The sequence below is a fragment of the Paraburkholderia sp. BGA-UO-ETr-F12 genome, from assembly GCF_059567945.1.
Genome location: NZ_JCAQOZ010000063.1, coordinates 192,373 through 218,041, shown reverse-complemented (window position 1 = coordinate 218,041; position 25,669 = coordinate 192,373). Strand labels below are relative to the sequence as shown.

The 25,669-nt window shown below is 63.1% G+C and carries 22 protein-coding genes; 15 read left to right on the top strand and 7 right to left on the bottom strand.

What is annotated here, in order from left to right:
* Positions 1 to 1,518 carry an efflux transporter outer membrane subunit gene (locus AC57B6_RS31745; RefSeq protein ID WP_028197999.1) on the top strand — a complete coding sequence of 506 codons (1,518 nt, stop codon included), beginning with the start codon at positions 1 to 3 and terminating at the stop codon, positions 1,516 to 1,518.
* A gap of 196 nt (positions 1,519 to 1,714) precedes the next feature.
* On the opposite strand, the gene AC57B6_RS31740 is transcribed toward AC57B6_RS31745, so the two are convergent.
* On the bottom strand, positions 1,715 to 3,127 hold the full coding sequence (locus AC57B6_RS31740; RefSeq protein WP_046567855.1) for a nucleobase:cation symporter-2 family protein: 1,413 nt from the start codon (positions 3,125 to 3,127) through the stop codon (positions 1,715 to 1,717).
* Between the two features lies 1 nt (position 3,128).
* On the opposite strand from AC57B6_RS31740, the gene AC57B6_RS31735 reads away from it, so the two are divergent.
* The 4 genes from AC57B6_RS31735 (at position 3,129) to fghA (ending at position 7,276) form a co-directional block, all read left to right on the top strand.
* Positions 3,129 to 3,344 carry a prephenate dehydrogenase gene (locus tag AC57B6_RS31735; protein WP_162181303.1) on the top strand — a complete coding sequence of 72 codons (216 nt, stop codon included), beginning with the start codon at positions 3,129 to 3,131 and terminating at the stop codon, positions 3,342 to 3,344.
* Positions 3,345 to 3,552: 208 nt separating this feature from the next.
* On the top strand, positions 3,553 to 5,004 hold the full coding sequence (locus tag AC57B6_RS31730; protein ID WP_496422806.1) for a xylulokinase: 1,452 nt from the start codon (positions 3,553 to 3,555) through the stop codon (positions 5,002 to 5,004).
* Positions 5,005 to 5,260: 256 nt separating this feature from the next.
* Entirely contained in the window at positions 5,261 to 6,367 is a 1,107-nt protein-coding gene (locus AC57B6_RS31725) for an S-(hydroxymethyl)glutathione dehydrogenase/class III alcohol dehydrogenase (protein WP_178369285.1), read from the top strand.
* A gap of 15 nt (positions 6,368 to 6,382) precedes the next feature.
* The gene (gene fghA / locus AC57B6_RS31720; protein ID WP_144192415.1) at positions 6,383 to 7,276 is read left to right on the top strand and encodes an S-formylglutathione hydrolase; all 894 of its coding nucleotides are present in this window, start codon (positions 6,383 to 6,385) and stop codon (positions 7,274 to 7,276) included.
* Here fghA and AC57B6_RS31715 read toward each other — a convergent pair.
* The 3 genes from AC57B6_RS31715 to AC57B6_RS31705 are packed head-to-tail and all read right to left on the bottom strand — an operon-like array spanning position 7,224 to position 9,935.
* Entirely contained in the window at positions 7,224 to 8,006 is a 783-nt protein-coding gene (locus AC57B6_RS31715; RefSeq protein WP_028197995.1) for a metal ABC transporter permease, read from the bottom strand. The two genes, fghA and AC57B6_RS31715, sit on opposite strands and share 53 nt — an antisense overlap.
* Positions 7,999 to 8,964, bottom strand: a complete 966-nt coding sequence (locus AC57B6_RS31710) for an ABC transporter ATP-binding protein (RefSeq protein ID WP_496422805.1) — start codon at positions 8,962 to 8,964, stop codon at positions 7,999 to 8,001. The genes AC57B6_RS31715 and AC57B6_RS31710 overlap by 8 nt, the downstream gene beginning before the upstream one ends.
* On the bottom strand, positions 8,961 to 9,935 hold the full coding sequence (locus AC57B6_RS31705; RefSeq protein ID WP_496422804.1) for a metal ABC transporter solute-binding protein: 975 nt from the start codon (positions 9,933 to 9,935) through the stop codon (positions 8,961 to 8,963). Before AC57B6_RS31705 ends, AC57B6_RS31710 begins: the two co-directional genes overlap by 4 nt.
* Positions 9,936 to 10,370: 435 nt before the next feature.
* On the opposite strand from AC57B6_RS31705, the gene AC57B6_RS31700 reads away from it, so the two are divergent.
* From AC57B6_RS31700 to AC57B6_RS31675, 6 genes are all read left to right on the top strand, one after another.
* Complete coding sequence (locus tag AC57B6_RS31700; RefSeq protein ID WP_406867519.1) at positions 10,371 to 11,153, top strand: L-iditol 2-dehydrogenase; 783 nt, start codon at positions 10,371 to 10,373, stop codon at positions 11,151 to 11,153.
* Between the two features lie 111 nt (positions 11,154 to 11,264).
* Entirely contained in the window at positions 11,265 to 12,587 is a 1,323-nt protein-coding gene (locus tag AC57B6_RS31695; protein WP_030101073.1) for an ABC transporter substrate-binding protein, read from the top strand.
* 253 nt (positions 12,588 to 12,840) lie between these two features.
* Positions 12,841 to 13,776, top strand: a complete 936-nt coding sequence (locus AC57B6_RS31690) for a carbohydrate ABC transporter permease (RefSeq protein WP_030101074.1) — start codon at positions 12,841 to 12,843, stop codon at positions 13,774 to 13,776.
* Positions 13,773 to 14,648 (top strand): carbohydrate ABC transporter permease, encoded by an 876-nt coding sequence (locus AC57B6_RS31685; RefSeq protein WP_028197989.1) that lies wholly within the window; start codon positions 13,773 to 13,775, stop codon positions 14,646 to 14,648. Before AC57B6_RS31690 ends, AC57B6_RS31685 begins: the two co-directional genes overlap by 4 nt.
* Positions 14,645 to 15,346: an HAD family hydrolase gene (locus tag AC57B6_RS31680; RefSeq protein WP_030101075.1), complete on the top strand. Its 702-nt coding sequence runs from the start codon at positions 14,645 to 14,647 to the stop codon at positions 15,344 to 15,346. The genes AC57B6_RS31685 and AC57B6_RS31680 overlap by 4 nt, the downstream gene beginning before the upstream one ends.
* An 82-nt stretch (positions 15,347 to 15,428) precedes the next feature.
* Entirely contained in the window at positions 15,429 to 16,538 is a 1,110-nt protein-coding gene (locus AC57B6_RS31675) for an ABC transporter ATP-binding protein (protein ID WP_028197987.1), read from the top strand.
* Positions 16,539 to 16,580: 42 nt separating this feature from the next.
* On the opposite strand, the gene AC57B6_RS31670 is transcribed toward AC57B6_RS31675, so the two are convergent.
* The 3 genes from AC57B6_RS31670 to dalD all read right to left on the bottom strand — a co-directional run bounded on the left by AC57B6_RS31670 (position 16,581) and on the right by dalD (position 20,623).
* Positions 16,581 to 17,528: a sugar-binding transcriptional regulator gene (locus AC57B6_RS31670; RefSeq protein WP_030101076.1), complete on the bottom strand. Its 948-nt coding sequence runs from the start codon at positions 17,526 to 17,528 to the stop codon at positions 16,581 to 16,583.
* A gap of 78 nt (positions 17,529 to 17,606) precedes the next feature.
* Positions 17,607 to 19,088 carry a xylulokinase gene (xylB, locus tag AC57B6_RS31665; RefSeq protein ID WP_144192417.1) on the bottom strand — a complete coding sequence of 494 codons (1,482 nt, stop codon included), beginning with the start codon at positions 19,086 to 19,088 and terminating at the stop codon, positions 17,607 to 17,609.
* Between the two features lie 122 nt (positions 19,089 to 19,210).
* Positions 19,211 to 20,623: a D-arabinitol 4-dehydrogenase gene (dalD, locus tag AC57B6_RS31660; protein ID WP_252888394.1), complete on the bottom strand. Its 1,413-nt coding sequence runs from the start codon at positions 20,621 to 20,623 to the stop codon at positions 19,211 to 19,213.
* A 386-nt stretch (positions 20,624 to 21,009) separates the two neighbouring features.
* Between dalD and AC57B6_RS31655 the strand changes: the two genes are divergently transcribed.
* The 4 genes from AC57B6_RS31655 (at position 21,010) to AC57B6_RS31640 (ending at position 25,647) form a co-directional block, all read left to right on the top strand.
* Positions 21,010 to 22,008 (top strand): AraC family transcriptional regulator, encoded by a 999-nt coding sequence (locus AC57B6_RS31655; protein WP_183796403.1) that lies wholly within the window; start codon positions 21,010 to 21,012, stop codon positions 22,006 to 22,008.
* Between the two features lie 108 nt (positions 22,009 to 22,116).
* Positions 22,117 to 23,070: an ABC transporter substrate-binding protein gene (locus AC57B6_RS31650; protein ID WP_046567879.1), complete on the top strand. Its 954-nt coding sequence runs from the start codon at positions 22,117 to 22,119 to the stop codon at positions 23,068 to 23,070.
* Positions 23,071 to 23,132: 62 nt separating this feature from the next.
* A complete protein-coding gene (locus tag AC57B6_RS31645) occupies positions 23,133 to 24,653 on the top strand; it encodes a sugar ABC transporter ATP-binding protein (RefSeq protein ID WP_496422803.1) in 1,521 nt (506 codons plus the stop codon).
* Positions 24,640 to 25,647, top strand: coding sequence for an ABC transporter permease (locus AC57B6_RS31640; protein ID WP_496422802.1), 1,008 nt, complete (start codon positions 24,640 to 24,642; stop codon positions 25,645 to 25,647). Before AC57B6_RS31645 ends, AC57B6_RS31640 begins: the two co-directional genes overlap by 14 nt.
* Positions 25,648 to 25,669: the final 22 nt, after the last annotated feature.

The following is a 25,669-nucleotide window of genomic DNA, read 5'->3' as shown; positions in this document are numbered from 1 at the left end:
ATGCAAAAACACTCTTTGATTGCAGTGGCGGTTGCGTTGTTCGCCGCGGGGTGCACGATGGCGCCGAAGTACCATCGCCCCGCCGAACCCGTGACGGCGACCTTCCCGACCGGCGGCGTGTACGACACGCAACCGGGCGCGGCGGGCGCCGCGCGCACCGCGAATGGTCAGGCGGCGGCCGATATCGGCTGGCGCGATTTCTTCGTCGACGCGCGTTTGCAGCGGCTGATCGAAATCGCGCTGAAGAACAACCGCGATCTGCGCGTGTCGGTGCTGAATATCCAGGCATCGCAGGCGCAGTACCAGATTGCCCGCGCGGCTCTGTTCCCGACGCTCGACGCAGCGGCGTCGCAAAGCAAACAGCGCACGCCTAAGGATCTCTCCTTCAACGGGCAGACGATCAGCAACAGCTATTCGGTCGGGCTGAACGCTTCGTGGGAAATCGATTTCTTCGGGCGGATTCAAAGCCTGAAGGATCAGGCGTTGGCGCAGTACCTGGCCACCGCACAGGCGCGCAAGGCGGCGGAAATCGCGCTGGTCTCGCAAGTGGCCAACCAGTACATGACGGTGCTCGAACTGGACGATCTGCTGAAGGTCACGCAGAACACGCTGAAGACCGCGCAGGAGTCGTACCGGATCGCCAAGCTGCAGTTCGACAACGGCACAGGTTCGGAACTGGATCTGCGCCAGTCGGAAACGGTGGTCGAGCAGGCGCAGGCGAACCTGCAGTCGCAGGCGCGTCTGCGGGCACAGGCGGATAACGCGCTCGTGCTGCTGCTCGGCGAGCCGTTGCCGGATGACCTGCCGCCGGGCATGCCGCTGGATAGCCAGAATCTCCTGACGGATATTCCGGCGGGCTTGCCCTCCGATCTGCTCACGCGCCGTCCGGACATCATGGAGGCCGAAGAGAACCTGCTTGCGGCCAACGCCAACATCGGCGCGGCGCGCGCAGCGTTCTTCCCGAAGGTCTCGCTGACCGGCAGCTTCGGCACGCTGAGCCCGTCGCTCGGCGGTCTGTTCAAGCCGGGTTCGGCGGCATGGAGCTTCGCGCCGTCGATCACGTTGCCGATCTTCGAAGGCGGCCAGAACAAGGCCAATCTCGATCTCGCCACCGTACAGAAGAACATCCAGATCGCGACATATGAAAAGGCGATCCAGACGGCCTTCCGCGAAGTGGCGGACGCACTGGCGGCGCGCGGCACGTACGACCAGCAGATCAAGTCGCTGGAACGCAATGCTTTTGCCGAACAGCGCCGGCTGGATCTGTCGGACCTGCGTTATAAGAACGGCGTCGACAGCTATCTGTCGGTGCTGACCGCGCAGACCGATCTGTATTCGGCGCAGCAGTTGCTGGTGACCGCACGCATGCAGCGTCTGCAGAACCTGGTCACGCTGTACCAGGCACTCGGCGGCGGCTGGATCGAACGGGCCGGCGATCAGCCGCGTCCGGCCGATGCACCGGTCGATTACGGTGCGGCGAGCGCGCCGGTGGCCGCTTCGGCAGCGACCGCGGGTTGAGGTTGGTCGTCTTGCAATAGCAGGCGCGCAGGGCGGCTTTCGGTTCTATCGGAAAAGCCGTCTTGCGCAACTGGTGATAAAAAAAGCCACGGCATGCCGTGGCTTTTTTATTGATGCCTGGATCGAACCTAATTTGGCCCGGCGCCCCGGCGCTCAGCGCGATCTATGTCGCACGGCGCCGGTTCCAGTCAGACGCTCAGTGCGCATCCGCGGCGCGCAGCAGTTCGTCGCCCGCGGGCGGTTCATTGCCGCCGCGCCCGTCGAAATCATGTCCGGCCCGGCGAATTTCGCACTGTGCTTTCTTCTCGCTCTTCACACCGTTGAAGATCAGGTTCAGCACGACCGCCGACACCGACGCCAGCAAGATCCCGCTATGCAGCAGCGGCGACAGCGCCGGCGGCAGCTTCGAAAAGAATTGCGGCGACACCACCGGCACCAGACCCATGCCGATACTGACCGCGACGATGAACAGGTTGTGGTGGTTCTTCACGAAGTCGACCTTGGCCAGTACCTTGATGCCGTTTGCCGCGACCATGCCGAACATCACGATGCCCGCGCCGCCCAGCACGAAGGCCGGCACCGAAGCAACCACCTGCGCCATCTTCGGGAACAGACCCAGCAACACCAGGATCACGCCGCCCATCGCGCAGACAAAGCGGCTCTTCACGCCGGTCACGCCGATCAGGCCGACGTTCTGCGAGAACGAGGTATGCGGAAACGAGTTGAAGATGCCGCCGATCAGCGTACCCAGACCGTCCACACGCAGACCGCGCACCAGCGTCTTCTGATCCACCGGACGATCCACCATATCGCCGACCGCGAGGAACATGCCGGTCGACTCGATGAAGGTCACGAACATCACGGTGACCATGGTCGCGATGGCGAGCGGATCGAAATGCGGCAGGCCGAAGTGGAACGGCATGACGAAACCGACCCACGGTGCGTGCGTGACGCCGTCCATGTTGACGCGGCCCAGTGCCAGCGCGATCACGAAACCCGCGACGATGCCGAGCAACACGGAGATATTCGCCATGAAGCCCTTGGCGAACTTGTTGATCAGCAGAATCAGCATCAGCACGACCAGCGACAGGCCGAGGTAGATCGGATTGCCGTAATCAGGATTGCCGACACCGCCGGCTGCCCAGTTGATGCCCACTTCCATCAGTGAGAGGCCGATCACCGAGATCACCACGCCGATCACCACTGGCGGGAAGAAGCGCAATAGCTTGCCGACCGCCGGCGCGAGGATGATGCCGATCACGCCGGCCGCGATCGTCGAGCCGAAGATATCGAGGATACCGAGCGAGGGATTCGTGCCGATCGCGACCATCGGACCGACGGCGGCGAATGTGCAACCCATGATGACCGGCAGACGAATGCCGAAGATCCACAGACCGAGCGTCTGAATCAGCGTAGCGATGCCACAGGAAAACAGATCCGCGCTGATCAGGAACGCGATCTGGTCTTTCGGCAGCTTCAACGCGGCGCCAATGATGAGCGGCACCGCAACTGCGCCTGCGTACATCACCAAAACGTGCTGAATGCCGAGCGTCAGCAACTGGCCCGCGGGCAGTCGCTCGTCGCACGGGTGAACCGTGTTCGATTGCATTTTGTCTCTCTCCACCATCTCGTTTTGGGATGACTCCAAGGTATGCGGAACGAAAAAGCGCAACAAGACCACTGGGGCCTATTCCGGCATTCCCGGTGACGATATGCATGAGACTCGTTTGAAAGCAAAAAGAAATGACCGCACCGCACAAATCGGCCGTCAGGCCCATGCAGTGGCGATGGGCGCTCATGCGCGGCGCGCGCTCGCCTCAACGTGATATGTGTGAGAATCAATGGGGTGTATCTCGCTCAACGCATAGTGCTGTTTTTGTACAACTCGCGACAGGGCGGGGTTAACCCGCGATTTCCGGTTTTCAGCGTGCATCGGGGTGCGCTTCCGAAACGACGCAGCGGTGATTGAAAATATGCCGTTCCAGACATCTTTCGCGTGCTTGTCTCCACGCTCAAATTGACGTTCTATCGCCCATGAGTTTTCTTGGCATCGACCTCGGCACCGGCTCGCTCAAAGTAGCAATCGTCGACAGAAGCGGCCGCGAACTGGCTGCGGCAAGTGTCGCGTACGCACTCGAAACACCGCTTCCGGGCTGGGCCGAAACTTCGGTGCAGACCTGGTGGCGCGCGCTTCGCGAAGCGGCGGCGCGTTTGCCCGAGGATTTGCGCCGCGAGGTGCAGGCAATCGGTTTCTCCGGACAGATGCATGGCGTGGTTCTGATCGACGCGAATGGCGAAGCAGTGCGCCCCGCGATGCTCTGGCCCGACACGCGCGCCTTGGGTTTGCTCGATCAATGGCCCGAGCCGCAGCCGAATCCGGTCGCGCCCGGCATGGCCGGTCCTTTGCTGCGCTGGATCGTGCAGAACGAACCGCAAGCCGCGCGCAGGACGCGTTGGGCGCTGCAACCGAAAGACTGGCTGCGCGTCGCGCTGGGCGGTGTGCTCGCAACCGATCCTTCCGATGCCTGTGCGACCGCGCTTGCCGATCCGGCAGGCGTATGGGACCTGACGCTGCTCGACCGGTTCGCGTTGCCGCATGAATGGTTTGCGCCGCTCGCACCTTCCTATGCGGCGGGCGGCACGCTGTCGCGCGAAGCGGCACAGGAGCTGGGCCTGCGCGCCGGCATCATGCTCGCGATCGGCGCGGCCGATACGCCGTGTGCCGCGCTGGGCAGCGGTCTCGCGGGCGACGGCGACGCATTGCTCACCACCGGCACCGGTGGCCAAATCGTCGTGCTCGCCGAACACGCACCGCCAGCCGTGAGAGGCCTGCATCGCTATCGCGCCGCGAGCGATCACTGGTATCGCATGGCGGCGATGCAAAACGTCGGCGTCGCGCTCGAACGCGTGCGGGGCTGGCTGTCGTACGAGTGGGCCGATGCGTATCGCGACGCGTTCGATGATGCGGCCGGCGCTAACGCACCCGCCACGACCGCAACCGGCCTCACCTTTCTGCCGTATCTCACCGGCGAGCGCACTCCATGGCTCAACCCGGCGGCACGCGGCGGTTGGCTCGGCCTCGCGCTCGACCACACACGCGGCACGATGATGCGCGCCGCGTTCGAAGGCGTCGCCTTCTCGTTGCGCGCCGGGCTCGACGCGATCCGCGCGAGCGGCGCTACGGTGACGGCCCTGAAACTCGCGGGCGGCGGTTCCGTCGATGCGCGCTGGCGGCAGTTGCTTGCCGATGCGCTGAACGTCGAACTCTACGCGGTGGATTGTCCCAACGCGGCGCCACGTGGCGCGGCCATCCTCGGCGGTTTGGCGAGCGGACATTGGCACGCGAGGGATCTCGCCGCACTTGCCCCAGGCGCGACGCGCGTTGCCGGACCGCAAGGCGACGCGGCGCTTGCCGAACGTTATGCGTGCTTTCTGGATTTGTATGGCCGCGTCGAATCCTGGTTTGGCGAACGGCCGCTTCGATAACCCCAGCGATGTCAGCTACGGACAATGCCGCGACGCACTTTGCAATACCATGACGGCTTTTGCAAGCTAAGGTGTAGGCCGGCCCGTGATGGCGGACGAAAGCAGCATCGTCCGTTCATCGATCGGCACAAGAATTAGCTGCGGCAGGCGAACCTGCGGCAGGCGAACCTGCGGCAAGCGACCCGCGACACCGGCGCGCCGCGCGATATTTCAGCGCGACGCGCCAGCCATTCACAGACTTACAGGAGTATTCACCATGAAGACCAAAGCAGCAATCGCATGGAAAGCCGGCGCCCCGTTGACGATCGAGGAAGTGGATCTGGAAGGCCCGCGCGCCGGTGAAGTCCTGATCGAAGTGAAGGCCACCGGGATCTGCCATACCGATTACTACACGCTCTCCGGCGCCGATCCGGAAGGCATCTTCCCGGCGATTCTCGGCCACGAAGGCGCGGGCGTGATCGTCGATGTCGGTCCGGGTGTCGGCACGCTGAAGAAGGGCGACCACGTGATTCCGCTCTACACGCCGGAATGCCGCCAGTGCAAATTCTGTCTGTCGCGCAAGACCAATCTTTGCCAGGCGATCCGTTCGACGCAAGGCAAGGGCCTGATGCCCGACTCGACCTCGCGTTTCTCGCTGGATGGCAAGCCGCTGTTTCACTACATGGGCACATCCACGTTTTCGAACTACATCGTCGTGCCGGAAATCGCGGTGGCGAAGGTGCGTGAAGACGCGCCGTTCGACAAGATCTGCTACATCGGCTGCGGCGTGACGACGGGCGTGGGCGCGGTCGTGTATTCGGCGAAGGTCGAGGCGGGCGCGAACGTGGTGGTGTTCGGTCTGGGCGGCATCGGCCTCAATGTGATCCAGGGCGCGAAGATGGTCGGCGCGGACAAGATCATCGGTGTCGACCTCAATCCGGGACGCGTCGAACTGGCGAAGAAATTCGGCATGACCCACTTCATCAACCCGAACGAAGTGGAGAACGTGGTCGATCACATCGTGCAACTCACCGATGGCGGCGCGGACTACTCGTTCGAATGCATCGGCAACACCAAGGTGATGCGTCAGGCGCTGGAGTGTACGCACAAGGGCTGGGGCCAGTCGTTCATCATCGGCGTGGCGGCGGCGGGCGAGGAAATCAGCACGCGCCCGTTCCAACTGGTGACGGGCCGCGAGTGGAAGGGCTCGGCATTCGGTGGCGCACGTGGGCGCACGGACGTGCCGAAGATCGTCGACTGGTACATGGAAGGCAAGATCAATATCGACGATCTGATCACGCACCGTCTGCCGCTCGAACGCATCAACGAGGGCTTCGACCTGATGAAGAAGGGCGAGTCGATCCGCTCGGTCGTGCTGTACTAAAGCGGGAGTTTCGCCATGCTCGAACTATTGTCGTCGCATGCCTGCCATGGCGGCGAGCAGCGCATCTATCGTCACGACTCGCAGACCGTCGGTCTGCCGATGCGTTTCTCGGTGTATCTGCCGCCGCAGGCCTTGCAGGCCAACGCGAATGTGCCCGCGCTGTTCTATCTCGCGGGCCTGACCTGCACGGAAGAAACCTTTCCGGTCAAGGCGGGCGCGCAGCGCTTCGCGGCGCAGCACGGTATCGCGCTGATCGCGCCGGACACCAGTCCGCGCGGTGCGGGCGTGCCGGGCGAAAGTGCAGCATGGGACTTCGGCGTGGGTGCGGGCTTTTACGTCGACGCGACTCAGCAGCCGTGGGCGAAGCATTACCGGATGTACTCGTACGTGCGCGACGAACTGCGCGAAACGGTGCTCGCGAATCTGCCGGTGGACGGCGCGCGTCTGGGCATTTTCGGGCATTCGATGGGCGGTCATGGCGCGTTGATGCTGGCGCTGCGCAACCCGGAGATCTACCGCTCGGTGTCGGCGTTCGCGCCGATCGCGGCGCCTTCACAGTGCCCGTGGGGCGTGAAAGCGTTCAGCGGATATCTGGGTGAAGACCGGGAAGGGTGGCGCAAGTACGACTCGAGCGAACTCGTCGCTCACGCGTCGCGCAAGTTCAAGGAAGGGATTCTGGTCGATCAGGGACTGGCGGATCAGTTCCTTGCCGAGCAGTTGAACCCGGATGTGTTCGAAGCGGCCTGCAAAGCCGCGGGGCAGCCGCTGACATTGCGCCGTCACGCAGGCTACGACCACGGCTACTACTTCATCTCGACGTTCATCGAAGACCACGTCGCGCATCACGCGAGGGTGCTCAACGCCGCCGCAACAGACTCCCGCCATACACCACCGCCGACAGCACCGTGATCCAGAAGCTCGTCGGCCAATCGGTATAGAACGCCAGCGTCAGACCCAGCCACGCCTGAATCAGCGCAAACACGGCGGCGAGTACGAGACCGGTCGAGAGCCGCGTCGTCATGTTTTGCGCCGCGGCGGCCGGTCCCACCATTAGCGTGAACACCAGCAGCACACCGACAATCTGCGTGCACGCCGCCACAGCCAGGGCGGCGATTGCGAGAAACAGCACCGACACCTTGCGCAGCGACACGCCCTTGGCTTCGGCCAGTTCCGGTTGCAGCGAAGCGAACAGCAAGGGCCGCATGATCGCTGCAAGCGCCAGCAGGCTGACAATACCCAAGCCCGCCAGCACACCGAGCGTCGACGCATTCACGCCGAGAACATTGCCGAACAGCAGCGCGGTTACCTGGGTCGCGTACGCGGTGAAGAAGTGCAGGAACAGCAAGCCGAAGCCTAGCGACAGCGACAGGATCACGCCGATCGCCACATCGCGTCCGGCGAGCCGCTCACCGAGCGCGCCCATGCCGATGCCCGCGGCGAGCGTGAAGCCGATCATCCCCCAGATCGGCGAGATGCCGATCAGCACCGCGCCGGTCGCACCTGTGAAGCCGACGTGCGAGAGCGCGTGGCCCGCGAAGGTCTGCCCGCGCATCACCAGAAAATAGCCCACCACGCCTGCCAGCACCGCGACGATCCCCGACGCCGCGAACGCGTTCACCATGAAATCGTATTCAAACATCGTGCGTGTGTCCGTCGCGTGAGTCGTGCTGGTGTGAGTGGCCGTGTGCGTGGCCATGGCCGTGCGAGTGTGAATGGCTATGGCCGCCGTTCTCGTCGTGTTCGTGCTCGTGGTCGTGTTTTTCGACTTCGACGTCGCCCGACATCACGAAGATGCGCCCGTTCACGCGCATCACGTCGATCGGCGAGCCGTAGAGGCGCGACAGGACCGGCCGCGTAATGACTTCGTCGACCGTGCCGAGCGCGGCGACGCCGCTACCGAGATACAGCACGCGATCGAGCGCGTGCAAAAGCGGATTCAGTTCATGCGCGGAGAACAGCACGGCGATGCCGAGTTCCTGCTGAACGCGCCGCACCAGTTCGACGACGCTTTTCTGATGATGCGGATCGAGACTGATCAGCGGTTCGTCGAGCAACAGCAGTTTGGGGTTGCCAAGCAGACATTGCGCGAGCAGCAAGCGCTGACGCTCGCCGCCGGACAATTCCGACAACGGCCGCTCGGCCAACTGGCGGCCGCCCACCAGATCCAGCACCCGCTCGACGTCCGCGCGGGTTTTGCTGTCTGCATGGGGCAGGCCCCAGCGGTGTCCGTCGGCGGCCATCGCCACGAAGTCGCGGCCGCGTACGCGGCGCCCGGCCAGCGCGCTGCGTGTCTGCGGCATATAGCCGATCGACGCATTGCCGCGCTCGACCGGCTGCCCCAGCACGCGGATCGCGCCGCTCGCGGCCGGCACGAGACCGAGCACGGCGCGCATCAGCGTGGTTTTGCCCGCGCCGTTCGGCCCGAGCACACCGATGAATTCGCCTTGGTTCACCACGAGGCCGGTGTCGCGCAGAATCGTGCGGCCACCGAGTTCGAGCGTCACGTGCTCGAGTTCGAGCACGGGCGCCGTGCTGCGTCCGCTGATTGATGCATTGTTCGATGCATTAGCTGGCGTGCCGCGGCCAGTCTCGGTCATTGGGTTTTTCCTTTGGGCGCCGTGGCCGCCGCATTCGCTGCACTCGCATCGCCCGCAGCCAGCGCCGTGGAGAGCGCGTCAAGCTGCGTCAGCATCCACGTCTGATAGGTCTTGCCGGCCGGTTCGGTTTCGGTGACGCTCATGGTCGGCACCTTCGATTGCTGCGCGAGCTTCAACATGCGTTTGGTCAGGGCCTCGGTTGCCTGGCTGTTATAGATCAGAACGCGCACGCGCTTTTCGCGCAGATCGCGTTCGAACGCGGCGATATCGGCCGCGCTTGCTTCAGTGTCGTTCATCGTCGCCATCTGGAAGCGCAAATTGCGCATCGAGAGGCCGATCGCGTCGGACATATAGCCGAACACCGGCTCGGTCGCCGTGACCGGCACGCCGGCGTAGCGGCCATGCAGATCGGCGACCTTGGCGTCGATCGGCTTCAGCGAATCGAGAAACTTCGCGAGGTTCGCATCGTACGCCGACTTGTGCGCCGGGTCAGCCGCGACGAGCGCATCGCTTACCGCGCGCGCCACTTTCGGCATGGTTTGCGGGTCGTACCAGAGGTGCGGATTATCGCCGGCTTTCTTGCCGACCAGGTCCGCGGCGACGATGGTGGTGCGCTTCGCGCTCTTCGAGGCGGCCAGCAATTTTGCCATCCACGGATCGTAGTCGGCGCCGTTGTAGACCACAAGGCTTGCATGCTGCAGCGCGCGCGCCGTCTTCGGGCTGGCTTCGAACAGATGCGGGTCCTGATCCGGATTGCTCAGGATGCTCGTGACATCGACACGGTCGCCGCCTAGTTGCTGCACGACGTCGCCGTAAAAATTCTCTGCCGCCACCACCGGGATTTTCGCATCCGCCGCAAACGCGGCATGGCTGAGCGTGAAAGCAGCAGCGGCCGTCGCGCCCACGGCCACGGTCTTCGACAGCGTCAGCGCGCGGCGCGCCCCGTTCAACATCGAGCCGAATTTCTTCATCGTCGTTTCCTGCTGCGTGAGAGTTGAATGAATGACAAACGTAAGGGACGGTATGCCCCGGTGTTCTTGCACTCGCTCGAGCGCATGCGCCGGCGCGGCATGCGGAGGCCGCGCCTACGCTGAAGGGCAGAAGTCGAGCGAGTTCGAAATGATATAACGTATCTCGATTTTTTGGCAGCGGCGTCGGCAACAGGCTGTCTTACCGTCTGCACTTCTTCGGTCCCGCAGGCGTGCTGGACGAGGCGCGCAGTGGGTTAGCCGCGGACATATCAGGCTTATAGGGGAGGCCTGCCGCGCTGCACCATCGAAATCTGATCGAGCGCCTTGACATGACCCGGTCCGTATCCGATCATTCGATCACTAACAGAGCAATTGTTCGCGCAACGAGCGTTCGCTCACCGCGCCTCAAGAAGCGAAACGAACCGGAGACAGGCAGTGGCGGCACGATTGCAAGACAAGGTGGCCATTCTGACGGGCGCGGCAAGCGGAATCGGTGAAGCCGTGGCCCGGCGCTATCTGGACGAAGGCGCGCGTTGCGTGCTGGTCGATGTGAAGCCGGCCGACAGTTTCGGCGACGCGCTCGCCGCCGCGTATGGCGACCGCGTGCTGACCGTCAGCGCCGACGTGACGCGCCGCGAGGACATCGAACGCACTCTTGCGAGCACACTGGAGCGCTTCGGCCGCGTCGATATCCTGTTCAACAATGCAGCGCTCTTCGACATGCGCCCACTCCTCGACGAATCCTGGGACGTCTTCGACCGCCTCTTCGCGGTGAACGTGAAAGGCATGTTCTTCCTGATGCAAACCGTCGCCCGGAAAATGGTCGAGCAGGGCCATGGCGGCAAGATCATCAATATGTCGTCGCAAGCCGGCCGGCGCGGCGAGGCGCTGGTATCGCACTACTGCGCGACCAAAGCCGCCGTGCTCAGCTACACGCAGTCCGCCGCCTTGGCTCTTGCGCCGCATAAGATCAATGTGAACGGCATCGCGCCGGGCGTCGTCGATACACCGATGTGGAAAGAGGTCGACGCGCTCTTCGCCCGCTACGAAAACCGGCCGCTCGGCGAGAAGAAACGCCTGGTCGGTGAAGCGGTGCCGCTCGGCCGAATGGGTGTGCCGGACGATCTGACCGGCGCTGCCCTGTTTCTCGCGTCGGCGGATGCCGACTACATCACCGCGCAAACCCTGAACGTGGACGGTGGGAACTGGATGAGCTAAGCGGACAGCAGCGCTGGATGAGCCGAGCCGGCTTGACCAACCCGCTTCACCCTTCGTCATTTTCGTAGAACAAACGCAGCACTACATAACGTACGAGAAAGGAGACAACACATGAAACCAGCTACTCAATCCGCGCTGAAGGCGCTCAGTGCCGGTGCTCTGGCGTGCTTTGCGTTGAGCGCGTCGGCGGCCACGGTGACCATCGCCACGTTGAACAATCCGGACATGATCGAGCTGAAGAAGCTCTCGCCCGCTTTCGAGCAGGCCAATCCGGACATCAAGCTCAACTGGGTGATTCTCGAAGAAAACGTGCTGCGTCAACGCGCCACCACCGACATCACGACCGGCAGCGGCCAGTTCGACGTGATGACGATCGGCGCGTACGAAACGCCGCAATGGGGCAAGCGCGGCTGGCTCACGCCGCTGACGGGGCTGCCTGCGGATTACGATCTGAACGACGTCGTGAAGACGGCCCGCGACGGTCTCTCGAGCGGCGGCCAGTTGTACGCGCTGCCGTTTTACGTCGAAAGTTCGATGACGTATTACCGCAAGGATCTGTTCGCGGCCAAGGGCCTGAAAATGCCCGATCAGCCGACCTACGACCAGATCGCGCAGTTCGCCGACAAGCTGACGGACAAAGCCAACGGCGTCTACGGCATCTGCCTGCGCGGCAAAGCCGGCTGGGGCGAAAACATGGCGTACGCGACGACGGTGGTGAACACCTTCGGCGGTCGCTGGTTCGACGAAAAGTGGCAGGCGCAACTGACTTCGCCGGAATGGAAGAAGGCCATCAGCTTCTACGTCGATCTGTTGAAGAAAGACGGCCCTCCGGGAGCGAGCTCGAACGGCTTCAACGAAAACCTCACGCTGATGTCCTCGGGCAAATGCGCGATGTGGATCGACGCCACGGTGGCCGCCGGCATGCTCTACAACAAGCAGCAGTCGCAGATCGCCGACAAGGTGGGCTTTGCGGCGGCGCCGACCCAGGTGACCCCGAAGGGTTCGCACTGGCTGTGGGCGTGGGCGCTGGCTATTCCGAAGTCGTCGAAGCAGGCTGACGCGGCGAAGAAGTTCATCGCGTGGGCTACCTCGAAGCAGTACATCGAGCTGGTTGCGAAGGATGAAGGCTGGGCATCGGTGCCGCCGGGAACGCGTCAATCGACCTACGCGCGCCCTGAATACAAGCAGGCAGCTCCGTTCGGCGACTTCGTACTGAAGGCAATCGAGACGGCGGATCCGGATCACCCGACGCTCAAGCCGGTACCCTACACCGGTGTGCAGTTCGTCGGCATCCCTGAGTTCCAGTCGTTCGGCACGGTGGTCGGTCAGAGCATCTCCGGCGCGGTTGCCGGTCAGATGACGGTCGACCAGGCACTGGCAGCCGGGCAGGCCACGGCGAATCGCGCCGTGCAACAGGCCGGTTATCAGAAGTAAGCCGCGCTTTTACACTCCCGGTACCGAAGCCAGGTACCGGCGCGCGTAACGTGAAACGCGCCGGCTGACGCCCGTCAGCCGGCTCACGCAGCACAGCGGGCCGTCCCCGGCACTTGTTGCCGCTTATATGCCGGTCAATTGTCATTCATGCGCCGCGACATCGGCTGGCGTCGCGGCGAGTGATGTGGCTAAAGCGCGGCTAAGGCGGTGTCTTTGCCGGACAACCCGCGCATTACCGAACAGGTGGTCAATCATGCGTCCTCTGCGCCTACCTCTCATGCATGCCCATCCCCAGACAGAAAAAGAACGCGAAACCCGCAAAGCCAATTCCGCCCGCTGGCTGGTATCGCCCTCCGTCGCGGTACTCGTGCTGTGGATGGCGATTCCGCTGGCGATGACGATCTGGTTTTCGTTCTCGCGCTACAACCTGCTGAATCCGGATCTCAAAGGCTTCGCCGGATTCGACAACTACAAGTATCTGGCCACCGATCCGTCATTCGGACCGTCGATCGGGCACACCCTCGAACTGATTATCTCGGTGCTGGTGATTACAGTAGTCGGCGGCGTGCTGATGGCGATCCTGTTCGACCGCAAGTTCTATGGTCAAGGCGTTGCACGACTGCTGGCGATCGCGCCGTTCTTCGTGATGCCGACAGTCAGCGCGCTGATCTGGAAGAACATGATCCTGCATCCGGTGTATGGCCTGATCGCCCAGGGCATGCGCGCGATCGGCATGCAGCCGATCGACTGGTTCGCCGACTATCCGTTGACGGCGGTGATCATGATCGTTGCGTGGCAATGGCTGCCGTTCGCGTTCCTGATCCTGTTCACCGCGATCCAGTCGCTCGATCAGGAGCAGAAGGAAGCGGCGCGCATCGACGGTGCGGGTCCGTTCTCGATGTTCTTCTACATCACGCTGCCGCACCTGAAACGGGCGATCGCGGTGGTGGTGATGATGGAGACGATCTTCCTGCTGTCGATCTTCGCCGAAATCTATACGACCACGGGCGGCGGTCCGGGCACCGCGACCACCAATCTGTCGTACCTGATCTATTCGCTCGGTCTGCAACAGTTCGACGTCGGTCTTGCTTCGGCGGGCGGCATTCTGGCTGTGGTGCTGGCTAACATCGTGTCGTTCTTCCTCGTGCGGATGCTCGCGAAGAACCTGAAAGGGGAGTACGAAAAATGAGTCACGTTGCCTCTACACCGGCGTCGAGCACGACGTCCATTGCCGTGCCGGCCAAGTCGCCGTTCGACGCGATTCGCCGCGGCATTCCCGGCGTGATCGCTTGGCTGGTCGCGCTACTGCTGTTCTTCCCGATCTTCTGGATGACGATCACCGCGTTCAAGACGGAGCAGCAGGCGTATTCGTCGTCGCTGTTTTTCGTCCCGACGCTCGATAGCTTCCGCGAGGTGTTCGCGCGCAGCAATTACTTTGCGTTCGCGTGGAATTCGATCCTGATCTCGTTGGGCGTCACGGTGCTGTGCCTGCTGCTCGCCGTGCCGGCCGCGTACGCGATGGCTTTCTTTCCGACGCGCCGCACGCAGAAAGTGCTGCTGTGGATGCTGTCGACCAAGATGATGCCGTCGGTCGGCGTGCTGGTGCCGATCTATCTGCTGTGGAAGAACAGCGGGCTGCTCGATACCGTGTCGGGTCTGGTGATCGTCTACACGCTGATCAATCTGCCGATTGCGGTATGGATGTCGTTCACGTACTTCGCTGAAATTCCGCGCGACATTCTCGAAGCCGGACGGATCGACGGTGCGGCCACCTGGCAGGAAATCGTCTATCTGCTGATGCCGATGTCGCTGCCGGGGCTCGCCTCCACCGCGCTGCTGCTGGTGATCCTGTCGTGGAACGAGGCGTTCTGGAGCATCAACCTGTCGAGTTCGAATGCGGCGCCGCTGACGGTGTTCATCGCGTCGTATTCGAGTCCTGAAGGCTTGTTCTGGGCGAAGCTTTCCGCCGCGTCGCTGCTCGCGGTCGCTCCGATCCTGATCGTCGGCTGGCTGTCGCAGAAGCAACTGGTGCGCGGCCTCACGTTCGGGGCGGTCAAATGACCGCCAGCACGAATGGAAGCCAGTTCGCGCTGATCTGCGATTGCGACGGCGTGCTGATCGACAGCGAAGCCGTGGCGGCGCGCATGCTGGTGCACGAACTCGAAGCGCGCTGGCCTGATGCCGATGTCGAACCGGTGGTGCTGCCGCTGCTCGGCCTGCGCATCGAAAAGGTGCTGCAAGGCACGGCGGCGCAACTGGGCAAGAGCCTCGGCGCAGAAGATGTCGAAGCAATCCGCCGGGCGGTGGAAGCGGCGGCGATGCAGGCGCCGACAGTCGCAGGAATCGAAACCGCGCTGGCCCAGGTGCCGCTCACCAAGGCCTGCGCGAGCAACAGTTTCCGGCCGTATGTGGAAAGCGTGCTGGCGCGCACGGGTCTCGTGAAGTTCTTCGGCAATCGGCTTTTTTGCGCCGACGCGGTGCCGAATCCGAAACCCGCACCGGACGTCTATCTCGCTGCCGCGCAAGGTCTCGGCCTCGCGCCGTCGGCCTGCCTCGTGGTGGAGGACAGCGTGACGGGTGTGACGGCGGCGAGCGCGGCGGGCATGACGGTGCTGGGTTTTATCGGCGGAGGTCATGCGAGCGACGCGCAGATCGACGCATTGCACGCGGCCGGCGCGCGCCACGTTTTCGACGACATGCTGCAGTTGCCGGAACTGGTCGCGCAATGGACGCTGAGCGCGACGGCCGCGGCGCCGTAAGCGCGGCCGCGTTGGCGCCGCGTCTGGCACAGCCCCTGGACAAACGAATTAACGCTGTAAGAGCAACACACGGAGACACATCATGGCAAGCGTAACTCTGCGCAATATCAGAAAGGCTTACGACGACAACGAGGTGATGCGCGACATCAACCTCGACATCCTGGACGGCGAATTCGTCGTGTTCGTAGGCCCGAGCGGTTGTGGTAAATCGACGTTGATGCGGATGATCGCCGGCCTCGAGGACATCACCGGCGGCGATCTGACCATCGACAACGCGCGCGTGAACGACGTGCCGCCCGCCAAGCGCGGTATCGCGATGGTGTTCCAGTCGTACGCGCTGTATCCGCACATGACGCTGTACGACAACATGGCCTTCGGCCTGAAACTCGCCGGCACCAAGAAGCCCGAGATCGACGCCGCCGTGCGCAATGCAGCGAAGATTCTGCACATCGACCATCTGCTCGATCGCAAGCCGAAGCAGCTCTCGGGCGGTCAGCGTCAGCGGGTTGCCATTGGCCGCGCGATTACGCGCAAGCCGAAAGTGTTCCTGTTCGACGAACCCTTGTCGAACCTGGACGCCGCGCTGCGCGTGAAAATGCGTCTCGAATTCGCGCGTCTGCACGACGAGCTGAAGACCACGATGATCTACGTGACGCACGATCAGGTCGAAGCCATGACGCTGGCCGACAAAATCGTCGTGCTGTCGGCGGGCAATGTGGAGCAGGTCGGCAGCCCGACCATGCTGTATCACGCGCCGGCCAATCGCTTCGTCGCCGGTTTTATCGGTTCGCCGAAGATGAATTTCATGGAAGGAGTGGTGCAGTCGGTGACGCACGACGGCGTCACGGTGCGCTACGAAACCGGCGAGACGCAGCGTGTCGCGGTTGAGCCGGGCGCGGTGAAGCAGGGCGACAAGGTCACCGTCGGCATTCGTCCGGAGCACCTGCACGTGGGTATGGCCGACGACGGTGTGTCGGCGAAAACCATGGCGGTCGAATCGCTGGGTGACGCAGCGTATCTGTATGCGGAATCGAGCGTGGCGCCGGACGGCCTGATCGCGCGGATTCCGCCGCTCGAGCGCCACAGCAAGGGCGAAACGCAACGGCTCGGCGCGACACCCGAGCACTGCCATCTGTTCGACAGCGAAGGCAAAGCCTTCCAGCGCAAGATCGTCGAAGTGCTGGCTGCGTGATTCCGTGAAGGGCAAAGCGGCGAGGTCGCCGCTTTGCCTCAATCACGCGTCGAGCGCCGCTCGCGCGCACAACTCGTCGGTCACCAGTCCCGACAGCCAGCCGCCTTTGAGCACGGCGATCAGCGCTTCGCGCTTGCGCTCACCGCCGGCAAAGCCGATGGTAGGGCGCCGCGGCGGCGAGTCGAGCGCGATGCTCGTGACCCGGCGCCCGGTCGGCGATTCGACGTGCGCGCCGGCGGCATCGATCGGCAGGCCGAGCATTTCCGCCACCGCACGGTTCTGCATCAATTCCTTCACCTCCGCGGAGGTGATGAAGCCGTCTTCGTGCAACGGACATTTCGGCCCGATATTGCCGACGCCGACGAACGCGACATCCGCGTTGGCCAACAGCGATTCGACGATCCGGTAAAGCCGGTGATTGCACCACTGCGCGCGTTCGGCCTCGCTATCGGCGAGTAACGGCGCGGGCAGCAGAAAATGCTTGCCACCGGTCTTCTCCGAAATGTGCAGCGCGACGTCATAGCGGTTCGAGGAGCCGTCCTGGGCGATCGCCCCGACCATGGATACCAACCGGTGCTGCGGACGCTCCAGTTGCGCGATCTGATCGACCGCGGCCTTCAGCGTACGGCCGCTGCCCACGGCGACCACCATCGGCTTTTCTTCCACCAGATAGCGTTCCATGACCTGCGCGCCGGCCACCGCCAGTTTGCGGTCGACTTCCTCCGAGGTGTCGCTGTCGATCGGGACGACTTCGCACATGCTCAGGCCGTAGCGCTTCGAGAGCTGGTCGGCGAGCGCGAGGCAATCGGCCAGTTTGTGATCGACGCGCACGCGAATCAGGTTCTTTTCCACGGCGAAAGCAACCAGCCGTTGCGCGACCGGGCGTGACACCTGCAGTTTCTCGGCGATCTCGTTCTGGGTGTTGCCAGCGACGTAATACAGCCACGCGGCGCGGGTAGCTAGATCTAGTTTTTCTGTGGACTTGGGCACGGTGACGGTTCGCTTGAAGTGCGCCGATGATAGCAGCCGGTCCCCGCGTCTCAACGGGCACCGGCTGCGGTTTGCCGATCAGGCGAGCGGTGGGCGCGCCGGGTCGAACAGCGGCCGCACGTGGCGATAGAGCGCGCGATACGCCTCAAGCCGGCTGCGCAGTTCGGCGTGCCGTCGCGGGTTCGGCGTGAACTCCTTTTCGATCGGCGGCTTGGTCAGCACTTTGGCCGGATCGCCGCCCGCGGCCAGCCAGCCGAGCCGTGCCGCGCCGAGCGCCGCGCCGGTTTCGCCGCCGCCGTGCTTGCGGGTGGCGGTGTCGAGCGCGTCGGCGAGCAGTTGGGCCCAGTAGTCGCTGCGCGCGCCGCCGCCGAGCAGGGACAGCGCCTTCGCTTCGGTGCCGGCCGCGCGCAACGCGTCGAGGCCGTCAGTGAGCGCGAGCGTAACGCCTTCGAGCACCGCGTAGCCGAGCAGCGCGCGATCGGTCGCGTGGTTCATGCCGAAGAACACGCCCTGCGCGTACGGGTCGTTGTGCGGCGTGCGTTCACCGGACAGATAGGGCAAAAAGAGCGGCGCAGTGGTCAATGCTTCCGCCGGCAGTGCCTCGATTTCGGCGAGCAACGTCGGTTCGTCGGTCGAGGTGAGCTTGCAGACCCAGCGCAAACAACTGGCCGCCGACAGCACCACGCTCATCTGATGCCAGCGATCCGGAATCGCGTGGCAGAACGCATGTACTGCCGACGCGGGGTTCGGCCGGAAGCTGTCGCCGACCACGCACAACACGCCGGACGTGCCGAGCGACACGAAGCCGTCACCGGGTTGCGTCGCGCCGATGCCGATCGCACTCGTGGCGTTGTCGCCACCGCCGGCTGCGACGATCACGCCGTCGCTCAAGCCGAATTCGCGCGCTACGGCGGGGAGCAGGGTGCCGGAGGGCGCGCTGCCTTCGCACAGGCTGGGCATCTGCGCGCGCGTCATGTTGCAGGCGGCAAGCAGCGAATCGGACCAGTCGCGTTTGGCCACGTCGAGCCACAACGTGCCCGCCGCATCCGAGGGATCGGACACCTTGCCGCCCGTCAGTTGCAGGCGCAGGTAGTCCTTCGGCAGCAACACGCAGGCCGTGCGCGCAAAGATTTCCGGCTCGTGGCGCGCCACCCAGAGCAGCTTCGGCGCGGTAAATCCGGGCATCGCGAGATTGCCGGCCACGGTATGCAGCTCCGGCGCGCGCTCGGTCAGCTCGGCGCACTCCTTATCGCTGCGCATGTCGTTCCACAGGATCGCGGGCCGCAACACGCGATTCTCCGCATCCAGCAGGACGGCCCCGTGCATTTGCCCCGACAGGCCAATGCCGCGAATCTGCGCGAACTCATCCGGATGTTTGGCGCGCAACGCGGCCAGCGCCGCGCGCGTGCCGGCCCACCAGTCTTCAGGATTCTGTTCGGCCCAGCGCTGATGGGGGCGCGAAACGGTAAAGGGTGAGCCCGCGGTGCCGATTACGCGTCCATCGGAGGCGAGCAGCAGGACTTTCACTTCGGACGTGCCGAGGTCGATGCCGAGATACATGGGCGCGAAACCTTCGTCGTTAGGGATGCGCTACTTTAGCCGCAAGCGCCAGGCGCTGCCATGCGCATTAAGCCTGGCACCGGCGTGGTTCGGGTGGTTCGCTTGGTCCGACACCGCGCGGCTCAAGCGGCGCCGCGTTTGGCGAGCCATACGTCGACACGCGCCAACGCGCCCGCCAGGGCCGATTCCAGCTCCGGTGTCTGCGCCATGCTGCCCCATAGCAGGCGATCAGCGGCGAATGCCTTGAGCGGATCGGGCGCGCTGAAGAAACCGCGCGCGACCTGCTCGTCCATCACGCCGTCCTGATACGCATACGGCAGCGTGCCGGCGTTCCAGCGCTCGAGGAAACGGAAGAACAGCGCCGGCAACATCGCCGTAGCCGTGGGCTTGACGCCGCGTTCGAAGCATTCCGAAAGCGTCGGCGCGATAAAGCCAGGCAGCTTCGAAAAACCGTCAGCCGCGACGCGCTGGTTCGTGTCCTGGATGTAGGGATTGCCGAACCGCTCGAGCACTACGTCGCGATAGCGTTCGAGGTCGAGCGGGCTCGGCGTGAGGCACGGAATCACGTCTTCGGTCACATAGTCGAAGGCGAATTTGTTGATGTCCGGATCGAGCGTGCCTTCGTGGATGTAGTTCAGTCCGACCAGCGTGCCCGCCCATGCAATGCAGCTATGCGTCGCGTTGAGAATGCGGATTTTCGCTTCCTCATACGGCAGCACCGAGTCGACCAGTTCCGCACCGACCTTTTCCCACGCGGGGCGCCCGGCGATGAAGCGGTCTTCGATCACCCACTGGATGAAGGATTCGCCCATGACGGGGCAGGCGTCGTCGACGCCGGTAGCGGCTTTGACGCGTTCGCGCACATCCGGCGTGGGACGCGGTGTAATGCGATCGACCATCGAACTCGGGCACTCGGTGTTGTCGTCGAACCATTGCGCCAGTTCGTCTGCGCCGCGCCGCTCGAGAAACTCGCTCATACCCGCATGAAAACGCTCGCCGTTGCTGCGCAGGTTATCGCAGGTCTGCAGCGTGACCGGGCCGCCGCCGCGCTTCATGCGGGCGTCGAGAATCGCCGCGAGCGCGCCGTAAATGGTGGTATGGCCGCCTTGCAGGTCAACCGCGAGATCGGCATTGGCCGTATCGAGTTCGTCCTGTTCGTCGAGGTAATAGCCGCCTTCCGTGACGGTGAAGGCGATGATCTTGCAGGCCGGGTCGGCGCCCGCTTCGATCAGGCCGTCGAGACTTTCGGTCCACGGTAAGACACGCTCGATCGAGCGAATCGTTTCGTACGCGCGCTCGCCCTGCGGTGTGACGGTCTCGAGCGTATAGACGCCGTTCTGCGCGGCGAGCGCGTCGAGCACGGCGTTCATGTCGCTGCGGATATTGCCTACCGTGAGCGACCAGTGCGGCTCGCCCGCCACCTTCGCCTCGTTCAGCCGATGGAGATACCACGCCTGATGGGCGCGATGAAACGATCCCGCGCCGATGTGCAGGATCACGTGTGCGGTCGCGCCGCTGCCTTGTCCGCTGCTCATGTACGTCTCCTGAATGTCTTCGCTCGCCTGGCTCGGAGCCCGCGTTTTTCTTGAATTGGAGCATTTGCTCTGTCTGTGAGCGAATGATCGTACCCGGTGAAACGAATGTCAAGGCAAGCTCAGCGGCTTTTCGTGGCGCAGCGCGGCGTGGCGGGCGTTCTGGCTGTAGTCGCGAGGTGCCCGTGCGTTGTGGGACGCGTGTCGCGGTGCGTATTGCATTGCATCAAATTTGACTTTCTCTGCGTCAGGACTAACCCGAATGCAAAAAAGTATCGGTCCGCGGTTTGATTTTTAGTGGTGGATCAGGTCGTAGAAGGCTACTTTTCGCTATACAAGACGAAGCTCAGCGGCACTCGCAATACGCCGCTTCATGGAGGAAGACGCGAATGCAACCCGATCTGGAAGTCGTCGCCGTACGGCGTGACGAATCCTTCAAAGCGTGGTCGCACGGCTATCCGTACCGTACGGTGCGCTGGCACTTTCACCCCGAATACGAAATCCATCTGATCGTGGCGACGACGGGCAAGATGTTCGTGGGCGATCACATCAGCAGCTTTACGCCAGGCAATCTTGTGCTGATGGGGCCGAACCTGCCGCACAACTGGGTCAGCGACGTGCCGGAAGGCGAGACGATCGCGCAGCGCAATCTGGTCGTGCAATTCGGCCAGGAGTTCGTATCGAGTTGTCTTGAGAGTTTTCCGGAGTGGCGCCAGGTCGAAGCGCTGCTGGCCGACTCGCGCCGCGGCGTGTCGTTCGGCGCGCACACGAGCGCCGCGATCAAGCCGCTGTTCCTCGAATTGCTGGCCGCGCGCGGATTGCGCCGGCTCGTGCTGTTCATGTCGATGCTTGAGATTCTGATGAACGCCGACGATCGCGAGATCCTGGCGAGCCCCGCTTATCAGGCCGACCCGACCAGTTTCGCGTCGACGCGCATCAATCATGCGCTTTCGTATATCGGCAAGAATCTGTCCAACGACCTGCGCGAATCGGACCTCGCGCAACTTGCCGGACAAAGCGTGAGTGCGTTCTCGCGTTACTTCCGCCGTCATACGGGGCTGCCGTTCGTGCAGTACGTGAACCGCATGCGCATCAATCTCGCCTGTCAGCTGTTGACGGACGGAGAACTGAGCGTGACCGATATCTGCTTCAAGGCGGGCTTCAACAACCTGTCGAATTTCAATCGGCAGTTCCTCGCGGTCAAAGGCATGGCGCCTTCGAAATTTCGCCACTATCAACAATTGAACGACGCGAGCCGCGACGCTTCCGAACAAGCCGCCGCGCGCGGCGCGGGCATCGACAATGCGCCGGCGATCGTGCTTGCGCCGGGCTTGCCGCGCACCGCGGCGGCCGCCTATCCGCCGACGAGTCCCCATACGCCACGCTAAAAGCCGAAGCGTTCAAATTTATCCGCGTTTCAACACCCGTCGCGCTGTCTTCGCACAGCGTGAGGGACGTGCTCACTTCATCGAACAGTTTTAATAACGGAGACAACCATGACGCAATCCATTTCGAAGCCGACATCGTTGAAGACCTTCGCGCGCAACACGGCAGCGCTCGCGACGCTTGCAATCGGCCTGTCGTTGAGCGCCGCGCCCGCAGCACAGGCCGCGCCGCTGAAGATCGGTATGACGTTTCAGGAACTGAACAACCCCTATTTTGTGACGATGCAAAAGGCCCTGAACGATGCCGCCGCGTCGATCGGCGCGACGGTGGTCGTCACCGACGCGCACCACGACGTCAGCAAGCAGGTCAGTGACGTCGAAGACATGCTGCAAAAGAAGATCGACATCCTGCTCGTGAATCCGACCGATTCGACCGGTATTCAGTCCGCGGTGACGTCGGCCAAGAAAGCGGGCGTGGTGGTGGTCGCGGTCGATGCGAATGCGAACGGCCCGGTCGATTCCTTCGTCGGTTCGAAGAATTTCGACGCCGGTGAGATGGCCTGCGACTATCTGGCGAAGGCGCTTGGCGGCAGCGGCGAAGTGGCGATTCTCGATGGCATTCCGGTGGTGCCGATTCTCGAACGCGTGCGCGGCTGCAAGGCGGCGCTCGCGAAAGCCCCCGGCATCAAACTCGTGGATACGCAGAACGGCAAGCAGGAGCGCGCGACGGCCTTGTCCGTCACCGAGAACATGATTCAGGCGCATCCGAATCTGAAGGGCGTGTTCAGCGTGAACGACGGCGGCTCGATGGGCGCGCTCTCGGCAATCGAATCGTCGGGCAAGGATATCAAGCTGACCAGCGTCGACGGTGCGCCTGAAGCGATTGCGGCAATCCAGAAGCCCGGTTCGAAGTTCATCGAAACGTCGGCGCAATTCCCGGCCGACCAGGTGCGAATCGCACTCGGCATTGCGCTCGCGAAGAAGTGGGGCGCGAATGTGCCGAAGGCGATTCCGGTCGACGTGAAGATGATCGACAAGAGCAATGCCAAGGGCTTCAGCTGGTAAAGCGAACGCTCGCCGCCGTGCTTCTTTGATCGACATGGCGGCGAGCAGCAGAGGAGGACCCCGTGGACACGATACTCAAGCTCGACAACATCACCAAAAGCTTTCCCGGTGTGAAAGCGCTGCAAGGCATACACCTGGAGATCGCACGCGGCGAGATTCACGCGCTGCTCGGTGAAAACGGTGCGGGCAAATCGACATTGATGAAGATCCTGTGCGGCATCTATCAGCCGGACGAAGGCACGATCACGATCGCCGGCGAGGCGCGCCATTTCACGAACTATCACGATGCGGTCGCCGCGGGTGTCGGTATCGTGTTTCAGGAGTTCAGCCTGATCCCGTATCTGAATGCGGTGGAGAACATATTTCTCGGCCGTGAGTTGAAGAACGCTTTGGGTTTGCTCGAACGCGGCAAGATGCGGCGCGCGGCCGCCGCGATTTTTGAGCGCCTCGGCGTGGCAATCGACTTATCGGTACCGATTCGCGAGTTGTCGGTCGCGCAGCAGCAGTTTGTCGAAATCGGCAAGGCCCTGTCTTTGGAGGCGCGCATTCTGATTCTGGATGAGCCGACCGCGACACTGACGCCCGCCGAAGCCGAGCATCTGTTCGCGATCATGCGCGATCTGAAGCAGCAAGGCGTCGCGATGATCTTTATCTCCCATCACCTGGAAGAGATCTTTGAAGTATGCGACCGCATTACCGTACTGCGCGACGGTCAATACGTCGGCATGACCGAAGTTGCGCTATCCGATGTGAACCACCTTGTGGAAATGATGGTGGGGCGCCGCATCGAAAACAGTTTTCCGCCGAAGCCGCCGCTGCGTGCCGACGCGAAGATCGTGCTCGAAGTCGACAAGCTCCAGTTGCTCAAAGACAGTCCGATACTGCGCTTCACGTTGCGGGAGGGCGAAATTCTCGGTTTCGCGGGACTGGTCGGCTCGGGCCGCACGGAAACCGCGCTCGCCGTGATTGGGGCCGACCCGGCTTACGTGAAGGAAATTCGCATCAACGGTACGGCCGCGAAACTGTCCGATCCCGCCGATGCGTTGCGCGCCGGCGTCGGCATTCTGCCGGAGAGCCGCAAGACCGAAGGCCTGATCACCGACTTCTCGATCAAGCAGAACATCTCGATCAACAACCTCGGCAAATACCGCTCGCTGCGCTTCTTTATCGACCCGCGCAGCGAAGCGCGTGCCACGGCCGACATCATGAAACGCGTCGGCGTGAAAGCCCCGACGATGCACACCGAAGTCGCGACGCTCTCCGGCGGTAACCAGCAGAAAGTGGTGATCGCGCGCTGGTTGAATCACCACACCAACATTCTCATCTTCGACGAACCGACGCGCGGCATCGACGTCGGCGCCAAAGCCGAAATCTATCTGCTGATGCGCGAACTCACTGCGCGCGGCTACTCGATCATCATGATCTCGTCCGAACTGCCGGAGATCGTCGGCATGTGCGACCGCGTTGCCGTGTTCCGGCAGGGCCGCATCGAGGCGATGCTCGAAGGCGAGCAGATCGACTCGAACGCCGTGATGACCTACGCCACAGCCGGTACCCGTGGAGCAACTCATGAACATGCCTAATCGTTCTTCATCGCCGAAAACCTCGGCCGTCAGTAGCGACACACCGGGCGCGCCCGTGCGCTTCACATGGGCGGCGTTGAAACGCTCGACGCTCTTCTATCCGTTCATCGGCTTGCTGGTGGTCTGCATCGTGATGGTGTTCGCGAGCGACAGCTTCCTTTCCGCCGCCAATATCGAGAATGTGCTGCGCCAGGTGTCGATCAACGCGATCATCGCCGTGGGGATGACCTGCGTGATTCTGACCGGCGGCATCGACCTGTCGGTCGGCTCGGTCATGGCTTTGTCCGGCACGCTCGCCGCGGGCCTGATGGTCGCCGGGATGAACGCCGTGGGGGCGTTGGCGATCGGCATCGCGGTCGGTTTGGGCTTTGGCGCCGCGAACGGTTTCTTCGTTGCATTCGCCGGCATGCCGCCGATCATCGTCACGCTTGCCACGATGGGTATCGCTCGCGGCCTCGCGCTGATCTACACGGGGGGTTATCCGATCGATGGTCTGCCGGATTGGGTCAGCTTCTTCGGCAGCGGCAAGATTCTCGGCGTCCAGGCGCCCGTGGTGATCATGCTGGTGATCTATGCGATTGCCTGGATGTTGCTCGAACGCATGCCGTTCGGCCGCTACGTGTATGCGATTGGCGGCAATGAACAGGCGACGCGTCTTTCCGGCGTGCGCGTGGCGCGCGTGAAACTGATTGTTTACACGCTCGCCGGTTTGACCTCCGCTTTTGCAGCGATCGTCCTGACCGCGCGTTTGATGAGCGGCCAGCCGAACGCGGGCGTCGGCTTCGAACTCGATGCGATTGCCGCGGTGGTGATGGGCGGTACGTCGATCTCCGGCGGACGCGGCTCGATCATCGGCACCCTGATCGGCGCATTGTTGCTCGGCGTACTGAACAACGGCCTGAATATGGTCGGCGTGAATCCGTATGTGCAGAACGTGATCAAGGGCGGAATTATTTTGCTCGCGATCTACATCAGCCGCGACCGTAGAAAGTAACTCTCCACTGACCCATTTTTCC

What these genes read in the sequence shown, in the direction of transcription:
- AC57B6_RS31745 (WP_028197999.1), top strand. Translation starts at nt 1, where the DNA reads ATGCAAAAACACTCTTTGATTGCAGTGGCGGTTGCGTTGTTCGCCGCG.
- AC57B6_RS31740 (WP_046567855.1), bottom strand. Translation starts at nt 3,127, where the DNA reads ATGCAATCGAACACGGTTCACCCGTGCGACGAGCGACTGCCCGCGGGC.
- AC57B6_RS31730 (WP_496422806.1), top strand. Translation starts at nt 3,553, where the DNA reads ATGAGTTTTCTTGGCATCGACCTCGGCACCGGCTCGCTCAAAGTAGCA.
- AC57B6_RS31725 (WP_178369285.1), top strand. Translation starts at nt 5,261, where the DNA reads ATGAAGACCAAAGCAGCAATCGCATGGAAAGCCGGCGCCCCGTTGACG.
- fghA (WP_144192415.1), top strand. Translation starts at nt 6,383, where the DNA reads ATGCTCGAACTATTGTCGTCGCATGCCTGCCATGGCGGCGAGCAGCGC.
- AC57B6_RS31715 (WP_028197995.1), bottom strand. Translation starts at nt 8,006, where the DNA reads ATGTTTGAATACGATTTCATGGTGAACGCGTTCGCGGCGTCGGGGATC.
- AC57B6_RS31710 (WP_496422805.1), bottom strand. Translation starts at nt 8,964, where the DNA reads ATGACCGAGACTGGCCGCGGCACGCCAGCTAATGCATCGAACAATGCA.
- AC57B6_RS31705 (WP_496422804.1), bottom strand. Translation starts at nt 9,935, where the DNA reads ATGAAGAAATTCGGCTCGATGTTGAACGGGGCGCGCCGCGCGCTGACG.
- AC57B6_RS31695 (WP_030101073.1), top strand. Translation starts at nt 11,265, where the DNA reads ATGAAACCAGCTACTCAATCCGCGCTGAAGGCGCTCAGTGCCGGTGCT.
- AC57B6_RS31690 (WP_030101074.1), top strand. Translation starts at nt 12,841, where the DNA reads ATGCGTCCTCTGCGCCTACCTCTCATGCATGCCCATCCCCAGACAGAA.
- AC57B6_RS31685 (WP_028197989.1), top strand. Translation starts at nt 13,773, where the DNA reads ATGAGTCACGTTGCCTCTACACCGGCGTCGAGCACGACGTCCATTGCC.
- AC57B6_RS31680 (WP_030101075.1), top strand. Translation starts at nt 14,645, where the DNA reads ATGACCGCCAGCACGAATGGAAGCCAGTTCGCGCTGATCTGCGATTGC.
- AC57B6_RS31675 (WP_028197987.1), top strand. Translation starts at nt 15,429, where the DNA reads ATGGCAAGCGTAACTCTGCGCAATATCAGAAAGGCTTACGACGACAAC.
- xylB (WP_144192417.1), bottom strand. Translation starts at nt 19,088, where the DNA reads ATGTATCTCGGCATCGACCTCGGCACGTCCGAAGTGAAAGTCCTGCTG.
- dalD (WP_252888394.1), bottom strand. Translation starts at nt 20,623, where the DNA reads ATGAGCAGCGGACAAGGCAGCGGCGCGACCGCACACGTGATCCTGCAC.
- AC57B6_RS31655 (WP_183796403.1), top strand. Translation starts at nt 21,010, where the DNA reads ATGCAACCCGATCTGGAAGTCGTCGCCGTACGGCGTGACGAATCCTTC.
- AC57B6_RS31650 (WP_046567879.1), top strand. Translation starts at nt 22,117, where the DNA reads ATGACGCAATCCATTTCGAAGCCGACATCGTTGAAGACCTTCGCGCGC.
- AC57B6_RS31640 (WP_496422802.1), top strand. Translation starts at nt 24,640, where the DNA reads ATGAACATGCCTAATCGTTCTTCATCGCCGAAAACCTCGGCCGTCAGT.